Annotated in this window: 18 protein-coding genes; 6 read left to right on the top strand and 12 right to left on the bottom strand. The window is 65.0% G+C overall.

Features of this window, described 5'->3' with window-relative positions:
* Entirely contained in the window at positions 1-1,656 is a 1,656-nt protein-coding gene (locus QA645_RS15380) for a fumarate hydratase (RefSeq protein ID WP_283051260.1), read from the bottom strand.
* Between the two features lie 248 nt (positions 1,657-1,904).
* Between QA645_RS15380 and QA645_RS15375 the strand changes: the two genes are divergently transcribed.
* A complete protein-coding gene (locus QA645_RS15375; RefSeq protein ID WP_254194464.1) occupies positions 1,905-2,384 on the top strand; it encodes a hypothetical protein in 480 nt (159 codons plus the stop codon).
* 205 nt (positions 2,385-2,589) lie between these two features.
* Positions 2,590-2,763 (top strand): hypothetical protein, encoded by a 174-nt coding sequence (locus QA645_RS15370; protein WP_237865641.1) that lies wholly within the window; start codon positions 2,590-2,592, stop codon positions 2,761-2,763.
* Here QA645_RS15370 and QA645_RS15365 read toward each other — a convergent pair.
* The gene (locus QA645_RS15365; RefSeq protein WP_283051255.1) at positions 2,751-2,954 is read right to left on the bottom strand and encodes a hypothetical protein; all 204 of its coding nucleotides are present in this window, start codon (positions 2,952-2,954) and stop codon (positions 2,751-2,753) included. The two genes, QA645_RS15370 and QA645_RS15365, sit on opposite strands and share 13 nt — an antisense overlap.
* A 58-nt stretch (positions 2,955-3,012) precedes the next feature.
* On the opposite strand from QA645_RS15365, the gene QA645_RS15360 reads away from it, so the two are divergent.
* Positions 3,013-4,122: a LuxR C-terminal-related transcriptional regulator gene (locus QA645_RS15360; protein ID WP_283051253.1), complete on the top strand. Its 1,110-nt coding sequence runs from the start codon at positions 3,013-3,015 to the stop codon at positions 4,120-4,122.
* An 80-nt stretch (positions 4,123-4,202) separates the two neighbouring features.
* Positions 4,203-4,877: an isoprenylcysteine carboxylmethyltransferase family protein gene (locus QA645_RS15355; protein ID WP_283051251.1), complete on the top strand. Its 675-nt coding sequence runs from the start codon at positions 4,203-4,205 to the stop codon at positions 4,875-4,877.
* A 383-nt stretch (positions 4,878-5,260) separates the two neighbouring features.
* Here the strand turns inward: QA645_RS15355 and QA645_RS15350 are convergent, their stop codons facing one another.
* From QA645_RS15350 to flgB, 10 genes are all read right to left on the bottom strand, one after another.
* Complete coding sequence (locus tag QA645_RS15350) at positions 5,261-5,968, bottom strand: glutathione S-transferase (protein ID WP_283051249.1); 708 nt, start codon at positions 5,966-5,968, stop codon at positions 5,261-5,263.
* Positions 5,969-6,184: 216 nt separating this feature from the next.
* Positions 6,185-6,865: a lectin gene (locus QA645_RS15345; RefSeq protein WP_283051248.1), complete on the bottom strand. Its 681-nt coding sequence runs from the start codon at positions 6,863-6,865 to the stop codon at positions 6,185-6,187.
* 146 nt (positions 6,866-7,011) lie between these two features.
* Positions 7,012-8,034 carry a Tim44 domain-containing protein gene (locus tag QA645_RS15340; RefSeq protein ID WP_283051246.1) on the bottom strand — a complete coding sequence of 341 codons (1,023 nt, stop codon included), beginning with the start codon at positions 8,032-8,034 and terminating at the stop codon, positions 7,012-7,014.
* Between the two features lie 213 nt (positions 8,035-8,247).
* A complete protein-coding gene (locus tag QA645_RS15335) occupies positions 8,248-10,830 on the bottom strand; it encodes a cell cycle histidine kinase CckA (protein WP_283051244.1) in 2,583 nt (860 codons plus the stop codon).
* A 154-nt stretch (positions 10,831-10,984) separates the two neighbouring features.
* Positions 10,985-12,064: a flagellar biosynthesis protein FlhB gene (flhB, locus tag QA645_RS15330; protein WP_254194472.1), complete on the bottom strand. Its 1,080-nt coding sequence runs from the start codon at positions 12,062-12,064 to the stop codon at positions 10,985-10,987.
* Between the two features lie 9 nt (positions 12,065-12,073).
* Complete coding sequence (fliR, locus tag QA645_RS15325; RefSeq protein ID WP_254132566.1) at positions 12,074-12,844, bottom strand: flagellar biosynthetic protein FliR; 771 nt, start codon at positions 12,842-12,844, stop codon at positions 12,074-12,076.
* A gap of 17 nt (positions 12,845-12,861) precedes the next feature.
* Positions 12,862-13,125, bottom strand: coding sequence for a flagellar biosynthesis protein FliQ (gene fliQ / locus QA645_RS15320; RefSeq protein WP_254132567.1), 264 nt, complete (start codon positions 13,123-13,125; stop codon positions 12,862-12,864).
* Positions 13,126-13,227: 102 nt separating this feature from the next.
* Entirely contained in the window at positions 13,228-13,536 is a 309-nt protein-coding gene (fliE, locus tag QA645_RS15315) for a flagellar hook-basal body complex protein FliE (RefSeq protein WP_200473261.1), read from the bottom strand.
* A gap of 17 nt (positions 13,537-13,553) precedes the next feature.
* A complete protein-coding gene (gene flgC / locus QA645_RS15310; protein WP_254194474.1) occupies positions 13,554-13,979 on the bottom strand; it encodes a flagellar basal body rod protein FlgC in 426 nt (141 codons plus the stop codon).
* A gap of 18 nt (positions 13,980-13,997) precedes the next feature.
* Positions 13,998-14,402 (bottom strand): flagellar basal body rod protein FlgB, encoded by a 405-nt coding sequence (gene flgB / locus QA645_RS15305; RefSeq protein WP_254132569.1) that lies wholly within the window; start codon positions 14,400-14,402, stop codon positions 13,998-14,000.
* A gap of 362 nt (positions 14,403-14,764) precedes the next feature.
* Here flgB and QA645_RS15300 point away from each other — a divergent pair, with 362 nt between their 5' ends.
* Both QA645_RS15300 and fliP read left to right on the top strand, forming a co-directional pair.
* Positions 14,765-15,757 carry a flagellar biosynthetic protein FliO gene (locus QA645_RS15300; protein WP_283051238.1) on the top strand — a complete coding sequence of 331 codons (993 nt, stop codon included), beginning with the start codon at positions 14,765-14,767 and terminating at the stop codon, positions 15,755-15,757.
* Positions 15,754-16,530 (top strand): flagellar type III secretion system pore protein FliP, encoded by a 777-nt coding sequence (fliP, locus tag QA645_RS15295; protein ID WP_283051236.1) that lies wholly within the window; start codon positions 15,754-15,756, stop codon positions 16,528-16,530. The genes QA645_RS15300 and fliP overlap by 4 nt, the downstream gene beginning before the upstream one ends.
* Positions 16,531-16,552: the final 22 nt, after the last annotated feature.

Below are 16,552 nucleotides of genomic sequence, written 5' to 3'. Positions count from 1 at the left end.
CTAGCCCAGATTCAATTCCTTGAAGAAGTCGTTCCCCTTATCATCGATGATGATGAAGGCCGGGAAGTCGACGACTTCGATGCGCCAGATCGCTTCCATGCCGAGCTCGGGATATTCGAGCACCTCGACCTTCTTGATGCAGTGCTCGGCGAGGTTCGCCGCCGCACCGCCGATCGAGCCGAGATAGAAGCCGCCATATTTCTTGCAGGCCTCGCGCACGGCAGGCGCGCGATTGCCCTTGGCCACCATCACCATCGAGCCGCCCGCGGCCTGGAACTGGTCGACGAAGGAGTCCATGCGGCCCGCCGTGGTCGGGCCGAACGCGCCGGAGGCGTAGCCCTCGGGCGTCTTGGCGGGACCGGCGTAATAGACCGGATGGTTCTTGAAGTAATCCGGCAGCGGCTCGCCCTTCTCGAGCCGCTCGCGCAGCTTCGCATGGGCGCTATCGCGCGCGACGATCATGGTGCCGGTCATCGAGACCCGGGTCTTGATCGGGTTCTTGGAGAACGTCGCAAGGATGTCCTTCATCGGCTGGTTGAGGTCGATCTTGACGACCTCGCCGCCGAGCGACTCCTCGACCTGCGGCAGATATTGCGCGGGGTTGTGCTCGAGCTCCTCGAGATAGACGCCGTCCTTGGTGATCTTGCCGAGCACCTGGCGGTCGGCTGAGCAGGACACGCCGAGCCCGATCGGCAGCGAGGCGCCGTGGCGCGGCATGCGGATCACGCGCACGTCGTGGCAGAAATATTTTCCGCCGAACTGCGCGCCGACGCCGAGCGACTGCGTCATCTTGTGGATTTCCTTCTCCATCTCGACGTCGCGGAAGGCGTTGCCGTCGGGCGAGCCGTGGGTCGGCAGCGCATCGAGATAGCGCGCCGACGCCAGCTTCACCGTCTTCATGCAGAGCTCGGCCGAGGTGCCGCCGATCACGATGGCAAGGTGATAAGGCGGGCACGCAGCGGTGCCCAGCGTCAGGATCTTCTCCTTCAGGAAGGCGAGCAGCCGGTCCTTGGTCAGGACGGACGGCGTGGCCTGGAACAGGAAGCTCTTGTTGGCGGAGCCGCCGCCCTTGGCCATGAACATGAACTTGTAGGCGTCGTCGCCCTCGGCGTAGATCTCGCACTGCGCCGGCATGTTGTTGGCGGTGTTCTTCTCCTCGTACATCGAGAGCGGCGCGACCTGCGAGTAGCGCAGATTGCGGCGCAAATAGGCATCGCGCGCGCCTTCCGACAGCGCCGCCTCGTCGTCACCGTCGGTGATGACGTTGCAGCCCTTCTTGCCCATGATGATGGCGGTGCCGGTGTCCTGGCACATCGGCAGCACGCCGCCGGCGGCGATGTTGGCATTCTTCAGAAAGTCCAGCGCCACGAACTTGTCGTTCGGGCTCGCCTCGCCGTCCTCCAGGATCGCGCGGAGCTGCTTCAGATGGCCCGGGCGCAGATAATGGTTGATGTCGCCGAAAGCCGCCTCCGACAGCGCCCGCAGCGCCTCACGCGACACCACCAGCATGTCCTTGCCCAGGACCTTCTCGACCCGGACGCCCTCGGCCGTGATCTTCTTGTAGGGCGTCTCGTCCTTGCCCAGCGGGAACAGCGGGGTGTGCTTGTAAGGCGGGACGGGTTTTGAGGCGTCGGGGAAGGCGGTGGGAGCGTTCATGGGGGCAATCTCGGGGTTCTGGAGCCCTCGCGGGCCTCTAAGCATAGAAGCGTTCTAAGCTTTTTTGCCGCAAAGGGAAGGCGTTCCGGCGCGGCCGGGGCATCCGGATTCGGGGCCATTGCGACCATTTTCCTACCCCCTCCTTCGATCAGAGGGGGGTCGTAGTTGTGCCCAATCAAGCCGGGTTGCACCCCTTGCGCTTCGCGCGCGGCGACGGTTGAATGCGCGCGCTCAAGGGGCTTTTCATCATGATTTTCAAACTGCACGTCCGCGGCGCGATTGTGGTCGCCGCCGCAATCATCGGCCTTGTGACCCTCGCCGCGCCTGCGCGCGCGGACCAGTGCGACGACATCGCAAAGCAGCTCGCCGGCGGCATCGACGGACTGAAGGTGAACTTCAAGGCCGCCAATATCATCTACCTCACCCACCCGGCAGCGAAGGAGCTGTCGCTCGGTTGCCGGTCGCAGGGACAGACCTATTCCAACGAGCTCTATGCCAAGGGCGACCGCAAGCCGACGCCGCAATTCTATGATCTGGTGGCGTCCGCGGCCGCGATCATCTTCACGGTGACGAAGGACGACACCACGACCGGCGCGACGCGCTGCCTGAAGCGCATGGGCCTGTTGCGCGGCGACAAGGTGACGATGCGCTACAAGCGCCTCAACATGGAATGCACGCGCACCAAGACGGAAGCCGCGATCACGATCACGCGGCCGAAGGACGAGTAGGCCGAGCTGCTCTCACCGCAGTCGCGACACGCATGTGTCGCTTCGCAAGCGGCCACAGACTCCGTCATTGCGAGCGCAGTGTGATGTCGGGCGCGAAAACGCCTTCCTTTTCGCACCAGATCCCTCGCATTTTAACAATTGGCTTGACGGAGCTTTCGTCCCTCACAGGGCAGGGTCAATTGTTTCAATCTGTGAGGATTTGTGGATGAGCGTTTCCAGCGTTGCGCCGCCGCCTGTGACGATCGTGGTCCCGAGCTACGACACGACCAAGCAGCCGGACGACCAGACCAAGACCAAGGACAACGACCCGACCTATCAACCGACGCCGCCCGCGCCGCTGCCGCCGGGCCAGGGCACGCGGATCGATCAGCTCGCCTGATCCGGCTTGCCTGCGATGGATCGCCCGGTCCGGTTGACCGGGCCTTTCGCGCGTCCGGATTTGCCGGATAGCGCGGCCTCTCCTTGTTTGATCTCACGCATCGCGAAGCGAGCCCGCCGGGCCGCGCCGCTGGCCTCGGGCGTGATTGTTCCCAGCCCTGAAGTGTGATCCGGCTCATCAAATTTCCACATCCGGCGTGCTCATGTGCGAGGCCGAACGAGTCCATCCACGCGTTCATGGGACACGCCAATGGAACTGAATGACGAGCTGCTCTCGCTGGTGGGGAACATCTACGACGCAGCGCTCGACGATTCCCGGTGGACGATGACGCTTGCCAGTATCGTCGACCTCGCGGGCGGCCAGGGCGGTGGCCTCGTCCGGATCGGGGCTCGCGGCGAGGCCGTGATCTCGCATGCCGTCGGTGTCGATCTCGCCTATGTTCGATCCTATATCGAAACCTACGAGCCGTTCGATCCGTCGCGCGCAGTGCTCCACGCGCCGGTCGGTCAGATCCAGACCATCGGGGACTGGATCGACGTCGACGAATTCCGAAAGACCATGTTCTACAACGATTGGACACGGCCGCAGGGTCTCGAGGACGCCGCCAACATCCTGCTCGACAAGTCCAGCGATGGAATATCCCGCCTCTCGATCATGAAGGCCGGCGGTCCTGTCGATCGCAAGATGTATCGGGTGATCTCTCACCTCACCCCGCACATGCAGCGGGCGATGCACATCCGGCAGAAGCTGCAACAGCAGAACGCATTGGAGGCGACGTCGGCCCGCACGCTCGATGCCTTGCGAGCCGCCATCCTGCTGCTTGATGCCAACGGTCACATCACGCACTCCAACGCGAGCGCGCAGGAGATTCTGGACGAAGCCGACGTGCTTCGATCGGTCCATGGCCGGCTCGTGACGTCCGACCTGAATGCGGATCGCATGCTGCGGCAGGCTCTGGCGGGCACGGCTCTCGGCGACCGGGCGGGCCTCTCGCTGCATCTGGCGGCCCGCGACGGATCGCATTATGTGGGGCATCTCGTGGCGCTGACCGCCGGGCGCCGCAAAACATTCGGCGCCGGCTACGAGGCCTGTGCCGTCCTGTTCGTCAGCAAAGCGGCGATCGATACGATCGTTGCTCCCGACCTCATCCGCAAGCTCTTCAAGCTGACGCCGGCCGAGCTGCGCGTGTTCCTGTCCATCGTCGAGGTCGGCGGTGTCCCAGACGTGGCCAAAAGCATGGGCGTCGCCGAAACGACGATCAAGACCCACCTCGCCAGGATCTTCACGAAGACCGGAACCAAACGGCAGGCCGATCTGGTGCGGCTCGTGGCGGCCTTTACACCGCCCATCAAGATCTGACGCCAACACCGTCGCGCCGGCCGCTTGTTGGCCGGAAGCGTGCTATCAATGGCCCGGCGCGTGATGGAGGCAGATCGAACATGATCGCACGCCTGTTGTTGCAGAACACCATTCTCACCGCCGGAATGGGCGCGCTGCTGTTTGCCGCCGCCGGCACGCTGCATTGGCCCGGCGCGTGGGTATTTCTCGTCACCTCCGTCCTGCTCGGCCCGCTCTGCGGCTGGTGGCTCTACCGGATCGATCCGGCGCTTCTGGCCGAACGTCTGCGCCCGGTTCTTCAGAGAGACCAGCCGGCGGCCGACAAGGTTTTCATGGTCGCGTTCGTCGTGGCGATGCTGGGCTGGCTCGTCGTGATGGGGCTCGACCGTCGTCATCTTGCATCCCACATGACCATCGCATGGCAGGTGCTCGGATTCGTGCTGTTCCTCACCTCGACACTGTTCACGCTGTGGGTCTTTCGCGAGAATTCGTTCGCCGCCCCCGTGGTGAAGCTGCAGACCGAACGCGCGCAGCGCGTGATCTCGACAGGTCCCTACGCCCATGTCCGCCATCCCATGTACAGCGGCATGATTCTGTTCTTTGCCAGCGTGCCGCTGATCCTCGGCTCGTTGTGGGGATTGGCGATCGCGCCGCTCTTCCTGGCGTTGCTTGCGGTCCGCATCCGCATCGAGGAGCGCACGCTGATCGCGGGCCTCGCCGGCTATGCCGACTATGCGGCACGCGTGCGCTACCGCGTGCTGCCTGGACTGTGGTGAGCGCGCGTCACATCGGCGCCTCCTGAAAAGACCTGCGCGTCCTCCGATCGACTGACGCCGTGGCGAATGGACCTCGCTAGAGAAGGCTCGCACCTGCACGCGATTCCGATCCGGATGCACAGCGCGAGAGGCGATGATGTTCTGCAAGCCCCCCTGCCCCGACGAGCATGATCTCTCTCCCGTTCCCGATCGCTCGGACGATCGATCCGGTCCCGAGCGCGCGCAGCCGGTCGGGAGCCATCCCGTCTTTGGGCGACCGATCGCGCCCGAAGCGGCCGGTCCGGAACGGGAGCTGCCGCCAGCCTCCGTCCGGACCGGCTAAAGCTTCGTGCTTTGACGCGTTTTCTTCACGCGAACCGGTATCCACTTCGCTCGAAAACGCTCTAATGATCCAATTCGCGGTAGCGCCGGAAGATGCCCTGCTCGTTGAACGGAATCCGGCGCTCGCTTGCGAGATAGGCCTTGATGTTCGGCCGCGCCGCGATCCGGTCGTGCAGGCCGACGAGGCCGGAGATATTCTTCTCGAACGCCTTCATGCGCTTGGGGAAGGCATAGCGCAGGCCGGCGACAATCTGGAACAGTGAGAGATCGACGTAAGTCAGGCGCCGACCTGTGACATAGGCGCCGCCATTGTCGTCGAGAAGCTGTTCGAAATAGCCGAGATATTTCGGTACGCGTTCGTCCCAGAATTCGGCGGTGCGTTTCTTCGCCGGCGGCTTCTGGTCCTCATAGTACAGCGACGGCCCGAGCGGATGATGGGTGTCGTGGATCTCGACCACGAGGTCGGTAATGGTGAGCTGAAGCTGGTGCACCCAGAGTTGTCCTGCTTCCGTCTTCGGCGCGAGGGCGTGACGGGCTCCGAGATAGAGCAGGATGTTAGCGGTCTGTCCGATGACGAGCTTGCCCGCTTTCAGAAACGGCGGCGCAAAGGGCGGCGTGCCCTTGTGCGCCTCCATCATCTTCATCATCGCGGCCGAGCCACGCGGGCCGCGTGCGACGTCGTCGTAAGCCGCCCCCGCCTCCTCCAGCGCCAGCCGCACATATTCACCGCGGCCCTGGATCTCGGGCCAGTAGTAGAGCTCGTATTTCATGAGACAGTCCTTTGAGACGCGCGCAGGACAAGCCTAGCACGCGACGCAAGTCCCGTCGTCGTGAGCGTCCCATTGGCCCCACACGTCATTGCGAGCGCAAGCGAAGCAATCCAGACTGTCACCGCGGAGGGACTCTGGATTGCTTCGCGGAGCCTGTCATCGGGCCGCGCTTCGCGCGGACCCGGTGGCTCGCAGTGACGGAGGAGGCCCAGTCGCTCAGTTCGCCGCGAAACAATACAGCAGACCGTCGCCGCCGGTGGTCTTCAGATCGGCCTGCGAGCAGCCGCCATCGGGGCCGCGCGAGGGATGAGAGCTGTTCCAGGACTTTGACGGCTCGTCGTCGCGCAGGCCTTGACGGTCGACATGACCGAGCATCGCCGCGCCTTGCGTGCTCGACGTCCAGTTCTTGCAGGTCTTGTCCTCACCCGCGGCAAAGGCGGTACCGTCGGCCTGCGATCCCGTAAGGATGTCATGCCGGTTCGGCGTGTCGCCGCGGCCGTTGATGACCTCGCCCTTCTCGCTGAGCGCGGTCTGCTTGGTGAGATTGTTGGCCGCGCTGTGCAGGTCGGCAACGTCCTTGGCGACCACCACGCCCTTGGCGTTCTGCCACGGTCCCTTGCCGATGCGGTCTTTTGCGTTGACGGCGGGCTTGCCGTCGGCCGCTTGCGTCGAAAGATAGGCGTGCCAGGTTTTTGCAGTGGCGCCGCCGGCCTGCGCCAGCTTCTGGCACTGCGCATCGGCGCCATCGAGGCCGCCGAGATCGGCGCCCTTGCCCGGACCGTTGGAAGTCACGAAGAACGTCATGCCGGCCGACTGCGCCTGCGCCGATGGCGTCGCAAGCAAGGCTGCCGCGAGCGCGAGGCCTGACACCATCACGGATCTTGCGATGCGGATCATCCTGTCCTCCCAGTTGTATTTGTATTTAGCCACCTGATGTCAACCCGACGCGCGCCCGCTTATTCCGATGCCGCGATGCGAGACGTCCAAAAGAAAAAGGCGCCGTGCCGGAAGCACGACGCCTCGGTTTCTCATGTCGAGCGCGATCAGTTGGTCTGCTGGATCGCCGACAATTCCCAGGCGCTGCCGGGGCGGCGAGCAAACGTCCAGACTTCCGTGACTTCGCCCGGCTGCTCGCTGCCGGCGACGATCGCGCCGGTGTTGCGGTCGACCGTCTTGTCGGTGAGCGCGAAGCGCATCGCCACCGTCGCGTAGTCGGTCTCGCCTTCGCGCCAGGCTTCCGCGAGATCGCCCTGCAACAGCTTGACGTTGGTCACCTTGTTGACGGCATTGCGCGCGCGGTTCTCTGCGAGATCCCTCTCGAAGTAGGAGACCATCTCCGGGGTCGCGAGCGTGTGCAGCTTTGCGACGTCCTCGTTCGACCAGGCCGCCTGGATGTCGCCAAGCAGACGCTCGAATGCTTCGTAATCGTCCGGCTTGATCTCGAGCGGCGCGTTGTTGGCGCCGAAGCCGAAGCCGCCGCCAAGACTCGAGCCAAGACCACCGCCAAGGCCACCACCGAGGCCGCTGCGATAGTTCGTCTGCGGCCCCTGACCGGCGCTGCCGTCAGCACCGGCATAGGCCGCCTGCGGCGCGTTGCGACGCTGCCACCAGGACATCGCCAGCCGCACCACGAACACGACGAGCACGATCTGGATGATTAGACCCAGGATCGACGAGAGCCCGCCGAGGCCGCCGAACAGGCCACCCCCGAACAGCATGCCCAGAAGGCCTGCGCCGAGGAAGCCGGCCGCTAGACCACCCAGGAAGCCGCCGCCGCGGCCGAACAGGCCGCCGCGCGCGGGCGCAGCCGTGTTCATGCCGGCGCCCGGCTGGCTGTAGGTGCGGTTGAATTGCGAGGTTGAGCCCGGCGAGGTCGTGGTCGACGGCGGGGCCGAGAAGGTCCGCGAACCGCGCGAACCCGACGAGACGCCGCCGCCAACGCGGGCGTCAGCGGAGGAGATCGCAAGCGCCGTCGGCAGCGCGAGCGCCAGAACGACGGCAATCGTCTTCACCAGACTGCGGGACCATTGCGAGAAATTCATGTTCGTTTCCCAAATCCCCGGCATGGGGACGCGCTCCTAAGATGGGCAGCCTTCTACAAAAAGGAAGCCGGTTTCGGAACCCCCGGCTGCGGCCCTCAGTCGCGGGGATGTGGCAAAAGCCCATATTTGCCGGGGAGTTGGTCGAATGCGGGAGGGAACTGTGGTCGCGGATTACCGGCGAGTTTAACGCGATATCCGCGATGTCGTCCTGGCGAAAGCCAGGACGACAGCTGAGCCTCACCCCTGCTTCGTCATCGTCTCCTTCACCGCCGCCACGAGCTGGCTGAGCGTGAACGGCTTTGGCAGGAAGTCGAACTGCTGGCCCTCGGGCAGGCTCTTCTCGAAGGCATCTTCGGCGTAGCCGGAGACGAAGATGAAGCGAATGTCGGGGTTCTTCTCCCGCATCGCCTTGAGCAGCGTCGGCCCGTCCATCTCCGGCATCACCACGTCGGAGACGACGAGATCGATGCCGCCGCTCTGCTCCTCCAGCACCTCCATGGCCTCGACGCCGTTCTCGGCTTCGACGACGGTGTAGCCGCGCGAGCGCAGGCCGCGTGCGTTCAGCGCGCGCAGACCCTCTTCGTCCTCGACCAGCAGGATGGTGCCCTGCCCCGTGAGATCGGTGCGCGGCTTCGCCTCCGCGGCTGCAGGTGCAGCGTCCTTCGCAGCACCATTGGTCGCGGCAACCGCCGCGGGCTGCTCGACCTGCACTTCCGGCTCGGCGTGATGGCGCGGGAGGAAGATGTGGAACGAGGTGCCCTGACCCGGCTCGGAATCGACGTAGATGAAGCCGCCGGTCTGCTTGACGATGCCGTAGACGGTGGACAGCCCGAGGCCGGTGCCCTTGCCCACTTCCTTGGTCGAGAAGAACGGCTCGAAAATCTTGTCGCGGATGTCGGCGGGGATGCCGGTGCCGGTGTCGGCGACCTCGATCCGCACATAGTCCGCCGCCGGCATACCCTTGTAGGCGAGCTTGCCTGCCTCGTCGGTCGCGACATTGGCGGTGCGGATGATCAGCTTGCCGCCGTCGGGCATGGCGTCGCGCGCGTTCACCGCGAGATTGACGATGACCTGCTCGAACTGGGAGACGTCGACCTTGACCGGCCAGAGATCGCGACCGTGGATCAGGTCGAGCTTGACCTTCTCGCCGATCAGCCGGCGCAGCAGCATGGTGAGATCGGACAAGGCATCGCCGAGATCGAGCACCTGCGGCCGCAGCGTCTGCCGCCGCGAGAATGCGAGCAGCTGCCGCACCAGGGTCGCAGCCCGCGTCGCGTTCTGCTTGATCTGCATGATGTCCTGGAACGACGGGTCGGTCGGCTTGTGCGCGTTCAGCAGGAAGTCGTTCGCCATCATGATGGCGGACAGCACGTTGTTGAAGTCGTGAGCGATGCCGCCGGCGAGCTGGCCGACCGTCTCCATCTTCTGCGACTGGTTGATCTGGTTCTCCAGCGCGCGCCGCTCGGTGGTCTCGAGCATGTGCACGATCGCGGCTTCGGCCTCGTTCTCGGCCGCATCGACCGGCGTGACGAAGAACTGGCCCCAGCGCTCCTTGGTCCCCTCCAGCGCCACCTCGACCGGCGCGATGTCGGCCTGGTTTTCGGCGGCCTGATTGATGGCTGCAATCAAAAGGTGGCGGTCGCGCGCGTTGACGGCGCGGAAGATCGACTTGCTGGCGCTGTCGAGCCCGAGGCCCTGTGCGAGCTTGGCGTAGCGCGCGTTCGCCCGCACGACATTGCCGCCGCGCTCGACGGTGGCGATCGCCATCGGGGTGTGGTCGAAGAAGCGCATGAAGCGCACTTCGGCGGCACGATCGGGATCACTGCGCTCGTCGCGGGCCCGGCTGATGACGAGCGTGCGCGACGGCCCCGGCGCGCCGTCGGCACCGAAGGCGAGCTTGTGATAGAGCCGGACCGGCATCGTCTTGCCGGTGCGCATGCGCAAATCGATGTCGAAGACTTCGGTCTTCACTTCGCCCGGCACCGCCACGATCGCGCTCAGCAGCGAAGCGCCGTCGCCGGAGACGATGTCGGCGAGCTTCAAGCCGCCCGAGCCGATCTCGGCGAGATCATAGTCGAGCCAGTTCGCCAGTGTCGCATTGACATAAGCGAGCTCGCCGGCGGGATTGACCGAGAAGAAGCCGCACGGCGCGTGATCGAGATACTCGATCGCGTGCTGAAGCTCCTGGAACACGTCCTCCTGGCGTTCGCGGTCGCGGGTGATGTCAGCGATCGACCACACCGCATATTTGGCTTCGCGCTTCCCGGTGCCGAGCGGACGCACGCGCATGCGCAACCAGCGCCCATGGCTGCCGTCCTGGCCGGAAATGCGCACTTCTTCCTGCTGTCGTTTTCCTTCGCGCGCCGCTTTGAGCAGGCGGAACACGGCTTCCGAAACGTCGGGATTGCCGATGAAGACGCGCTCGACCGGCCGCACGTCCTGCGGGCCGGAGGCGCCGGTCAGCGTCAGATAAGCCGCGTTGGAATAGACCACATGGCCGCGCGGATCGGTCACCGCGAGGCCGTCGAAGGCGTGATCGGCAATGCGCCCCATTACGGGATCGTCGAGGCTGCGATCGACGAAGCGGATGATGCCGGCGGCGAAGGCGAACAGATTGAACAGGCCGATCATCGCCAGCACGGCGAGGATGCCGAGGATATAGGGCTGCGCCTGCGCGCGCCCGAGCGTCATCAGCCCGATGGCGACCGCGACAAGGCCGGCGGCCACCAGGAGCACCAGCACAATGCTGCCCGAGCGCGGCGACGGCTCATGCGCCGCAACGGGCTCGCGTGACAGGTCGTGGTCGGTCTCGGCGGTCATTTCACGCTTGTGCAGCCTGTCGGCAGAGAATCAGCGCGCTACGCGGCGCGTGGGGTCCTCCCTGCCTGAATTGGACCCGCGGACGCAAGGGCGGCAGGGGCGAAACGTACGCTGATTCCCAGTTTACAGCCATTTCCGGTACTTTTCGGGGGTTTTATTGCCGCGCGGCACTGAAACCGCGCTTCAGCCGGATGACGTAGCCGATGACTTCGGCGACCGCATGGTAGTGCTCGACAGGGATTTCCTTGTCGATTTCGGCGGTGGCGTACAGCGCGCGGGCCAGCGGCACGTTCTCGACGATCGGAATGTCGTGCTCGCGCGCGATCTCCCGGATCTTGAAAGCGAGATTGTCGACACCCTTGGCGACGCAGATCGGCGCCGACATGCCGCGCTCGTAGGAGAGCGCCACCGAATAGTGGGTCGGGTTGGTGATGATCACGGAGGCCTTGGGAACCGCAGCCATCATGCGCTTCTTGGAGCGCTGCTGGCGCAACTGCCTGAGCTTGCCCTTGATGTGCGGGTCGCCTTCGGACTGCTTGAACTCTTCCTTGATCTCCTGGAGCGACATCTTCTGCCGCTGGAACCAGCTGCGATACTGGAAGAAATAGTCGCCGATGGCGATGATCGCGAGCGCTGCGACCACCGCGCCGAGCAGATGGACCGTCAGGCTGGTAATGGCGCCCATCATCGCGGCCGGATCGAGCTTGACCATCGCCTCCATGCGATGCCGCTCCGGCCACAGGATCGTGGTCATAACCACGCCGAGCACGATGAGCTTGCCGATGCCCTTGAGAAAATTGGCGCCCGCCTGCTTGCCGAAGATGCGCTTGAAGCCGGCTGCTGGCGAGAGCTTGCTGAATTTGGGCGTGAGGGATTCCGCCGACCATACCAGCCGGTGCTGCAGCATGTTGCCGGCGATAGCCGCGATCACCAGCATCAGGAGCGGCACACCGACCGCCGCCAACACCGCGACCTCGATCTGCTGCATCAACGCGAGCAGGTTCCCGCCGTCGGTCTTGATCATCCAGGAATTGGCGAGCAGGTTGCGCAACGGCGTCAAGAGGCCGCTGCCGACCGAGCCGGAGAAGGTCGAAACCACGAGCGTGCCGCCCGCGATCATGAACCAGGTGTTGATCTCCTGGCTCTTGGCGACGTCGCCGCGTTCGAGCGCCTGTTCGAGGCGCTTTTGCGTCGGGTCTTCTGTTTGACTCTCTGGATCGTTGTCTTCCGCCATCGATCTCTCTTATTTCAACGGAAGCATCTGGTGCATGACACCGATGAAGTAGTCGAGATAGGTGCCCATCATCGCCGCAAGCACCAGGGCCAGCACCATGAAGCCCACGAAGATCGACAGCGGCACGCCGACGAAATAGACCTGCATCTGCGGCATCAACCGCGCCAGCACGCCGAGCCCGATATTGAAGACGAGGCCGAACACCAGGAACGGCCCCGACAACTGCAGGCCGAGCAGAAACGCGGCCGAGAAAGCCCGCGTGGCAAGCGAGGCGATGTCGCCGCTCGACACCGTCTCGCCCGGCGCGAAGATCGCGTAGCTGTCGTTCAACGCAGCGATCACCAGATGATGGCTGTCGGTGGCGAACAGCAACGTCACACCCAGCATGGTGAGGAAATTGCCGACCAGGACACCCTGCTGCCCTTGCGTCGGATCGACCGAGGTCACGAAGCCCAACCCCATCTGCTGCGCGATCACGGCGCCTGCGACCTGGAGCGCCGACAGCGTCACGCGCGCGGTCGCTCCCAGCACGATGCCGATCACGATCTCATGCAGCATGAGCACCAGCATCGGCGCGAGCGAACCCATGTCGACCTGATAGGCGTTGCGATGCAGCGGCAGGATGATCAGCGTCAGCAGCAGCGCGATCGAGAGCTTCACCCGCGTCGGGATGTTGGTCTCGCCGAGCCCCGGCAGCAGCATCACCATCGCGCCGACCCGGGCGAAGGCGAGCATGAAGGCCGCGGCAAGCGCCGGCAGCAGCGAGACGTCGATGCGCATGGTGGGCGCATTGTGCCTTACCCGCCGATGATTCGCGACGAGATCCGCATCATGTGGGAATGGAGCGCGTCGGCCATGAACGGCAGCGCCAGCAGCATTGTGGCGAAGATGGCCAGGATCTTCGGCACGTAGACCAGCGTCTGCTCCTGGATCTGGGTCAGCGCCTGGAACAGCGACACGATGACGCCGACCACGAGGCCGACCACCATGGGCGGCGACGACACGATCACGATGGTCCAGAGCGCATCGCGCGCGACGTCGAGGGTCTCGGGTCCGGTCATTGCAGAATTCCGTTGTTGGTTGTCTTGATGGCTGCGAATGGTGAGTAGCGAATGGCGAATGGGAGCAACTCCCCACTCGCCATTCGCTACTCACCGCTCTCGTCAGATCGGCATCTTCATGATGTCTTCGTAGGCCGCGATCACGCGATCGCGGACCGAGACCAGCGTGGACACCGCGACGTCGGTGTCGGCGACCGCCGTCACCACATCCATCACGTTGGCTTTGCCGGAGGCCATTGCGACGGTCTGCGCGTCCGATTTGCGGCCGGATTCCATGACGCTGCCAACCGCGTCTTTCAGCAGCGAAGCAAAGGACTGCCCGCTCGCCTCGCTGCCCTTGCCGGCGCCGGTGTTTTCCAGCACGCGGGCAAGGTTGGCATAAGCATTGGCCGCGATTGTCGGTGTTGCCATGGCCTAGGGTTTCCTGTTCAGCTCTTGAGGATGTCGAGCGTGCGCTGGATCATCCGGCGCGTTGCACTGATGATGTTGACATTGGCCTCGTAGGACCGCTGCGCGTCGCGCATGTCGGTCATCTCGACCACTGAATTCACGTTGGGATATTTGACGTTGCCGGTGGCATCCGCCGCCGGATTGCTCGGCTCGTATTTGACGCGGAAGTTGGACTGGTCGGGCTTGATCTTGCCGAGCGTCACGACCTGCGCGTCGAGCGCGCGGTCGAGCGCCGAGGAGAACGTCGGCACCTTGCGCCGATAGGGATCGCCGCCTGCGGTCGGCGCGGTCGAGTCGGCATTCGCGATGTTTTCCGAGATCACCCGCATGCGCCCGGCCTGCGCCCGCAACCCGGAGGTCGCGATCGCCATCGAGCGGGCAAAGTCACTGCTGTCATTCGCCATGATGCGGCTCCCCTAGCCCTAGCCCTTGCCGATCGCGGTCTTCAGAAGATGCAGGCTCTTCGAGTAGAGCGAGGTGACGGCCGCATAATCCATCTGGTTGTTGGCGGACTTCATCATCTCCTCCTCGAGATTGACGGCGTTGCCCGCCGGACGGGTCTCGAAGCCCGCATTCTTGTTCTGGTCGAAGCTCGAGGCCGCGCCTGACGGCGTCATGTGCGAAGCGCTGGTGACGGCCATGGCGAGAGGCCCCATCGAGCCCGCCGGAGCGCCGGTCTTGTCGAATTTCGGCTCGACCAACTCGCGCGGGCGGAAATTGGGGGTGTCGGAATTGGAGACGTTCTCGGACAGGACGCGCTGGCGTTCCTGGTGCCACTGCATCTTGGTGCGAAGCGCCGACAGCACCGGAAGATCGTTGATGGACATCGTTGCGGCTCCTTCCGCCTCTTGCGGACCCCCAAGTGCGGAGTGTGGCCCGAAGCTAGGCAGAATTTGCCGCGTGTATGGTTAACAGGTGGTTAAGGCGAGGCAGATGCGTGTTTCTGATTGAGACACGCATTGTGTCCCCCCGTGTTTCTACGCATTCCAAAAGCCGTATTAACCCAACCGCTTGGCGGCCCACGCACAGGCCAAGAAGTCGTTTTGGATCGGGCGATTCATGGGTTATTAAGGGTTGGGGACGGCAAAACTTGCCGCGGAACGTTAAGAGATCGCAGTTTTTGGGGCATCGCACGCCGGTGGTTGGCTGACCATGGGCACGAGAGAAGCGCCATTTACCGGGGACAGGTATGAACGGTAGCCCTATCACTTTCATCGTCGCGTTCATCGTCGTGCTGGCGTTGATCGGCGTCGCGGCGTGGCTGGTCCGCCGATTCGCGACCACCCGGCTCGGTGCCAATACCCAGCGCGGCAGGATGCCCCGGCTTGCCGTGATCGACGCGGCCGCCGTCGATGGCCGCCGGCGCCTGGTGCTGGTGCGCCGTGACAATGTCGAACATCTCTTGATGATCGGCGGTCCGACCGACATCGTCGTCGAACCGAATATCGTGCGCGCCGCAGCCGGCCGCGACCAGATTCCGCAGCGTTCCAGCGCCGCCGAGCCGCCGCGCCTCGCCCCGATGCCCGATGCCGGCAGCTGGGCCGACGAAGCGCCGCGCCCCGAAGTGCTCGACCATCCCGAGCCGCAAATGCCCGAGCCGCCGCCGCGGCCCGCACGTCCGTCCTTCGCCGACGAAGTCCGCCGGCCGGCGCCCGCTCTGGCCGAACGCCGCGGCGAACCGGCACTCGGCGGTTTCTCGCCGGAACCGATGCCGCCGCGTCCCGAGCGTGAGCCCCGCCCCGAGCCGATGCCGCCGCGCGTTGCGCGCAGCGAGCCGCCGTTGATGCCGCGCCCGCCGCGCGCGAGCGAGCCGGCCAAGGTGCCGCCGGTGCGTGCCGAGCGCGCAGCCGCGCCGCCGCCCCCGCCGCCCGTGCCGCAGGCTCCGCCGGGACTACAGGCTCCGCCCGTGCCGCCGCCGGCCCCTGCCGCCGCGCCGTCGAGTGCCGAGCAAAATCTCGCCGAGATGGCCCAGCGCCTCGAGGCGGCGCTCCGTCGTCCGGCCGGCGAGACCATCGCCCCGCCGGTCGCGCCGGAGCCGCCCGCCGCTCCGCCGCGCGTCGCCCGCGCCGAGCCGCCGGCCCCTCCCGCGCCGCCGGCCAGACCGGCTCCGGAAAAGACCAGCTTTGAAAATCTCGAAGACGAGATGGCCTCGCTGCTCGGCCGTCCGAAGCCGTCTTCGTGAGGCTGCCGTCCTTCCCGCGTAGAGTTCTTATCCCTTCTGTTCTGATCGCCGCGGCCTTGCTCGCCACGGGTTTGCTTGCCTCGCCTGCGCATGCGCAGGACATCAGCATCAATCTCGGTGGCGGCGGTGCTGGCGGTGGCGGCGTCACCGAGCGCGCGATCCAGCTGATCGCGCTGCTCACGGTGCTGTCGATCGCGCCGTCGATCCTGATCATGATGACGTCGTTCACGCGCATCGTGGTCGTGCTCTCGCTGCTGCGGACCGCGATGGGCACGGCGACAGCGCCGCCCAACTCGGTGATCCTGGCGCTGGCGATGTTCCTCACCTTCTTCGTGATGGGGCCGGTGCTGCAGAAATCCTACGACGACGGCATCCGCCCGCTCGTCGCCAACCAGATCGGCGTCGAGGACGCGCTCCAGCGCGCCTCCGTGCCCTTGCGCGGCTTCATGCAGAAGAACGTGCGCGAGAAGGATCTGAAGCTGTTTCTCGATCTCTCCGGCGAGCCGCCGCCGGCGACGCCCGATGAGCTTGCGCTGCGCATCCTCGTCCCTGCCTTCATGATCTCCGAGCTGAAGCGCGCCTTCGAGATCGGTTTCCTGCTGTTCCTCCCCTTCCTGATCATCGACCTCGTCGTCGCCTCGGTGCTGATGTCGATGGGCATGATGATGCTGCCGCCAGCGACGATCTCGCTGCCGTTCAAGCTGATCTTCTTCGTGCTGGTCGACGGCTGGTCGCTGGTGGCGGGAAGCCTGGTGCAGAGTTACGGGGGGTAGTCGCCGCGATTTACGCAGCCCC

The sequence above is a fragment of the Bradyrhizobium sp. CIAT3101 genome, assembly GCF_029714945.1.
GTDB lineage: Bacteria > Pseudomonadota > Alphaproteobacteria > Rhizobiales > Xanthobacteraceae > Bradyrhizobium.
The sequence above is the reverse complement of the archived record's forward strand: the minus strand, read 5'-3'. Positions and strand labels throughout refer to the sequence as shown.

Coding starts and splice junctions, on each gene's coding strand:
- fliR (WP_254132566.1), bottom strand. CDS start 12,844: ATGCGCATCGACGTCTCGCTGCTGCCGGCGCTTGCCGCGGCCTTCATG.
- QA645_RS15370 (WP_237865641.1), top strand. CDS start 2,590: ATGAGCGTTTCCAGCGTTGCGCCGCCGCCTGTGACGATCGTGGTCCCG.
- flhB (WP_254194472.1), bottom strand. CDS start 12,064: ATGGCGGAAGACAACGATCCAGAGAGTCAAACAGAAGACCCGACGCAA.
- QA645_RS15345 (WP_283051248.1), bottom strand. CDS start 6,865: ATGATCCGCATCGCAAGATCCGTGATGGTGTCAGGCCTCGCGCTCGCG.
- QA645_RS15380 (WP_283051260.1), bottom strand. CDS start 1,656: ATGAACGCTCCCACCGCCTTCCCCGACGCCTCAAAACCCGTCCCGCCT.
- QA645_RS15360 (WP_283051253.1), top strand. CDS start 3,013: ATGGAACTGAATGACGAGCTGCTCTCGCTGGTGGGGAACATCTACGAC.
- QA645_RS15355 (WP_283051251.1), top strand. CDS start 4,203: ATGATCGCACGCCTGTTGTTGCAGAACACCATTCTCACCGCCGGAATG.
- flgC (WP_254194474.1), bottom strand. CDS start 13,979: ATGGCGAATGACAGCAGTGACTTTGCCCGCTCGATGGCGATCGCGACC.
- QA645_RS15340 (WP_283051246.1), bottom strand. CDS start 8,034: ATGCCGGGGATTTGGGAAACGAACATGAATTTCTCGCAATGGTCCCGC.
- QA645_RS15375 (WP_254194464.1), top strand. CDS start 1,905: ATGATTTTCAAACTGCACGTCCGCGGCGCGATTGTGGTCGCCGCCGCA.
- QA645_RS15335 (WP_283051244.1), bottom strand. CDS start 10,830: ATGACCGCCGAGACCGACCACGACCTGTCACGCGAGCCCGTTGCGGCG.
- QA645_RS15350 (WP_283051249.1), bottom strand. CDS start 5,968: ATGAAATACGAGCTCTACTACTGGCCCGAGATCCAGGGCCGCGGTGAA.
- flgB (WP_254132569.1), bottom strand. CDS start 14,402: ATGTCCATCAACGATCTTCCGGTGCTGTCGGCGCTTCGCACCAAGATG.
- fliE (WP_200473261.1), bottom strand. CDS start 13,536: ATGGCAACACCGACAATCGCGGCCAATGCTTATGCCAACCTTGCCCGC.
- QA645_RS15300 (WP_283051238.1), top strand. CDS start 14,765: ATGAACGGTAGCCCTATCACTTTCATCGTCGCGTTCATCGTCGTGCTG.
- fliQ (WP_254132567.1), bottom strand. CDS start 13,125: ATGACCGGACCCGAGACCCTCGACGTCGCGCGCGATGCGCTCTGGACC.
- QA645_RS15365 (WP_283051255.1), bottom strand. CDS start 2,954: ATGTGGAAATTTGATGAGCCGGATCACACTTCAGGGCTGGGAACAATC.